Genomic DNA, 3,521 nt, shown 5'->3' on the forward strand with positions numbered 1-3,521 from the left:
GACGGACTCGCCGACGGCGACGGGCTGGCCGGCGCCACGATCGCGCTGGTGAACCCAAAGGTGCCCGAGATCGGGTCGCCGTCCGCGGCCGCCGACTTCCACTGCACGGTGATGGCCCCCTGCGGCAGCGGCTTCACGGCCTGCAGCACGTTCTTGTCCACCACCTGGGCCGCCCCGTCGGCGTAGTTCGCGCCGTCGGGGCCGGTGACGGTGACGACGGTCTTGCTCCCCTTGACCATCTCGTTGAAGGTCAGCGTGATCGTGGAAACGGGGGCGGTCACCGTCGAGTCCTTCGCCGGATCGGTACGCAGCAGCGTCGAGTGCGCCCACGCCGGCGCCGCCGGCCCGCCCACCACCGCCGCGGCCGCCACCAGCGCCGCACATCCGGCCGCCAGCAGCCGCCCGAACCGTCCGCTCATCCCGTCAACCCCGATCCGTCGTCGCAGCCGGCGCGCTCGCGCCCGGACGGAGAGTCGCTCGCCGGGCCGGCAAAGTTCCCGCCTCACTAGCGCCAATCAGTTCGTGCGGGAAACTCACGCGTGGTACCCGCCGGCGGTGACCCCCGCCGCCTGCTGGCCGACGCGCGCGACCTCGCGCGCGGGGTCCGCCTCGCCCAGCGGCTGACCCGCGTCGAGACGACGTGAGGTGATGAGCCGGTGCCGCGGCCCATGGCCGCCACGCCCTCGCGAGTCCGCGCCTCACGGGGCGGCCAGCGCCTCGGTCGGCGAGAGCCGGGCGGCCCGGATCGCCGGGTACACGCCGGCCAGGGCGCCGATGACCAGGGTGGCGGCCAGCGCGCCCGCGGACGCCCACGGCGGCACGACCGTCGGCCAGGCCTGGTAGGCGGCGTAGCCGGTCGTGACGGCGACCCCGAGCTGCACCCCGCCGGCACCGCCGAGCGCCGACAGCAGCAGCGACTCGGTGAGGAACTGGGTGCGGACCTGGCCGCGGGTGGCGCCGAGGGAGCGGCGCAGCCCGATCTCGGCCCGCCGCTCCAGCACCGAGATCACCATCGTGTTGGCCACGCCGACGCCGCCCACCAGCAGCGCGACGGCGCCGAGGCCGAGCAGCAGGCCGTCGAGCGTGGCGTCGGCCGCCCGCTGCGCGACGAGGACGTCGGAGGGCTTGGAGACCATCACCGTGCCGGGCGCCTGCGGGTTGGCGGTGCGGGACAGGAGCCCGGCGACCGCCTCGACCTGGTCGTCGCGCGACCGGGCGTACACCGTCGTGGCCCGGCCGTCGAAATGCAGCCGGTCCGTGGCCACGTCCCAGCCGACGAGGACGGCGGTGTCGAGCGCGCGCACGAGCGGCACCGGGTCGAGCACGCCGATCACGGTGAACCGCGCGTCGCCGACCACGATCTCGGTCTGCGGGCTGGGCCGGCCGACGCCGAGCCGGGCGGCGGCCTCGGCGCCGAGCACCGCGGCCGGGTAGCGGCCGGTCAGGCCGTTGAGCCAGGCACCACGGTGGACGGTGGCGCCGACGGTCTGCGGCAGGTTCACCCGGGCGGCCAGCACGGACAGGGAGTTGGTCTCGGCCTTCGGGATGCGGTCCGAGCGGTACACCTTGACGCCGCCGACGGTGGCCGTGGCCGACACGGCGGTGACCGGGCCGATGCGCGCGATCATCGCCTCGGCCTCGGCGGGCAGCCTCGCCTCCGTCCCGTCGACGGTGCGGCCGGGCGCGACGGTGAGCAGGTTCGTGCCGAGCGCGGCGAGCTGCCGGTCGAGCTGCTCGCGCGACGAGGCGGAGATGCCGACCACGGCCACCATCGTGGCGATGCCGATGGCGATGCCGAGCGCCGACAGCAGCGCGCGGGTGGGCCGGGTCCGCAGGCCGGCCGCGCCCACCCGCAGCACGTCGCCGGGGGCCATCCGGGCGGGGGCGAGCGGGGCGTAGGCGAGCGCGGTCACCGGGCCGCCTCCTCGGCCACCCGGCCGTCGCGCATGCTGATCCGCCGATCCAGGCCGGCGGCAAGCTCCCGGTCGTGGGTGATGACCACGACCGTGGTGCCCGCGGCGTGCAGCTGGCGCAGCAGGGCCATCACGCCCGCGCCGGAGGCGGTGTCGAGGTTGCCGGTCGGCTCGTCGGCGAGCAGCAGCGCGGGCTCCCCGACCGCGGCGCGGGCGATCGCGACCCGCTGGCGCTCGCCGCCGGACAGCTCGTGCGGCTCGTGGTCGAGCCGGTGCCCGAGCCCGACGCGCTCCAGCGCGGCCCGTGCCCGCCGCCGGCGCTCGGCTCGCGGTACCCCCGCATACAGCAGCCCGTCGGCCACGTTGTCCACCGCCGCAACACCGGCGGCCAGGTGAAACTGCTGGAACACGAAGCCGATCCGGCGCGCCCGCAGCGCGGACAGCTGCCGGTCGGACAGGCGCGACAGGTCGTGCCCGTCGATCGCGACCCGCCCGGAGCTCGGCCGGTCCAGCGCGCCCAGCAGGTGGAGCATGGTCGACTTGCCCGAGCCGGACGGGCCGACCACGGCGACCAGTTCGCCGGCGGCCACGGTCAGGGTGACGCCGTCCAGCGCGCGGGCCGTTTCGCCGTACACCTTCGTCACGTCCGTCAATTCGATCATCGCGGCATCCCCACCGTCATGCCTTCCCGCAGCCCGTCCCCCGTGACCTCCACCCGGCCGCCGGCGAACAGGCCGGTCTCGACCGGGACGTAGCGGGTGGCCGGGCCCTCGACCACCTCCAGCCCGTAGCCGCCACCGGCCAGCGCCACCAGCGCGGCCACCGGCACGGCGAGCACGTCCTTGCGCTCGCCGGCGGTGAACGTCACGGTGACCACCGCGGCCTCGATCCCGGCGACGGCCGCCGGGTCGGCCAGCGACAGGATGGCCTCGATCCTCGTCTCCGGCGCGGCGCCGGACGCGGTGCCCGCCTCGATCACCGTGTAGGCGCGCTCGACCCGGCCGCCGACCTGCCGGCCGTCGGGCAGCCGGAACCTGACCGCCACCCCGGCGCGGGCCAGGCGCTGCTTCGACACCGCGAGCTGGACCGTCACCAGCCGGCCCGTCCCGGTGTACCGCAGCACCTCCCCGCCGTCGCCGGTGCGCTGGTTCACCCCCGTCGTCACCGCCTCGACCCGCACGTCGGCGGCCGCGAAGAGCACCCGGCCCAGCTCGACCTCGCCGGTCTGCGGCAGCCCGAGCGCCTTCTGCCACCGGCGGACCGCGGCCGCGGTGGCCGCCGTGTAGGTGTCGTCGGCCGCCGCGGTGAAGTAGCCCAGCGCCCGCAGGTTGGTCTCCAGCTGCCGCACGTCGGCGCCCGTCGTGCCCGGGGCGAGCGGCCGGTACGCCGCGACGTCGCCGTACATGAGCAGCACCGGCCGGTCGTCCACCCGGTAGACCTGCTGGCCGCGGCCGATCACGTCGCCGGCGGCGGGGACCCGCGTCACGATGCCGGGCAGCCAGCCGGCCAGGACCCCGGGAGTGCCGTACCCCAGGCTGCCCGGCTCGTCGTCGGTGTCCACCATCGTCTGCCGGGTCACCTGCGCGGTGGCCGGCGGCAGGTCCGCCG

The 3,521-nt window shown here is 76.4% G+C and carries 4 protein-coding genes; all 4 read right to left on the reverse strand.

What is annotated here, in order from left to right; all coding sequences use genetic code 11:
• A partial coding sequence (locus ABD352_RS38795; RefSeq protein ID WP_344617562.1) for a copper resistance CopC family protein occupies window positions 1-419 on the reverse strand: 419 nt, incomplete at its 3' end.
• 279 nt (window positions 420-698) lie between these two features.
• The gene (locus tag ABD352_RS38800; protein WP_344617640.1) at window positions 699-1,874 is read right to left on the reverse strand and encodes an ABC transporter permease; all 1,176 of its coding nucleotides are present in this window, start codon (window positions 1,872-1,874) and stop codon (window positions 699-701) included.
• Window positions 1,875-1,909: 35 nt separating this feature from the next.
• Window positions 1,910-2,575 (reverse strand): ABC transporter ATP-binding protein, encoded by a 666-nt coding sequence (locus ABD352_RS38805; RefSeq protein WP_344617563.1) that lies wholly within the window; start codon window positions 2,573-2,575, stop codon window positions 1,910-1,912.
• Window positions 2,572-3,521, reverse strand: a 950-nt coding sequence (locus ABD352_RS38810; protein WP_344617564.1) for a peptidoglycan-binding protein, incomplete at its 5' end; no start/stop codon positions are given. The genes ABD352_RS38810 and ABD352_RS38805, both read right to left, overlap by 4 nt.

Source organism: Dactylosporangium salmoneum (genome assembly GCF_039532525.1).
Classification (GTDB): Bacteria; Actinomycetota; Actinomycetes; order Mycobacteriales; family Micromonosporaceae; genus Dactylosporangium; species Dactylosporangium salmoneum.

What these genes read in the sequence shown, in the direction of transcription:
- ABD352_RS38805 (WP_344617563.1), bottom strand. Translation starts at nt 2,575, where the DNA reads ATGATCGAATTGACGGACGTGACGAAGGTGTACGGCGAAACGGCCCGC.
- ABD352_RS38800 (WP_344617640.1), bottom strand. Translation starts at nt 1,874, where the DNA reads ATGGCCCCCGGCGACGTGCTGCGGGTGGGCGCGGCCGGCCTGCGGACC.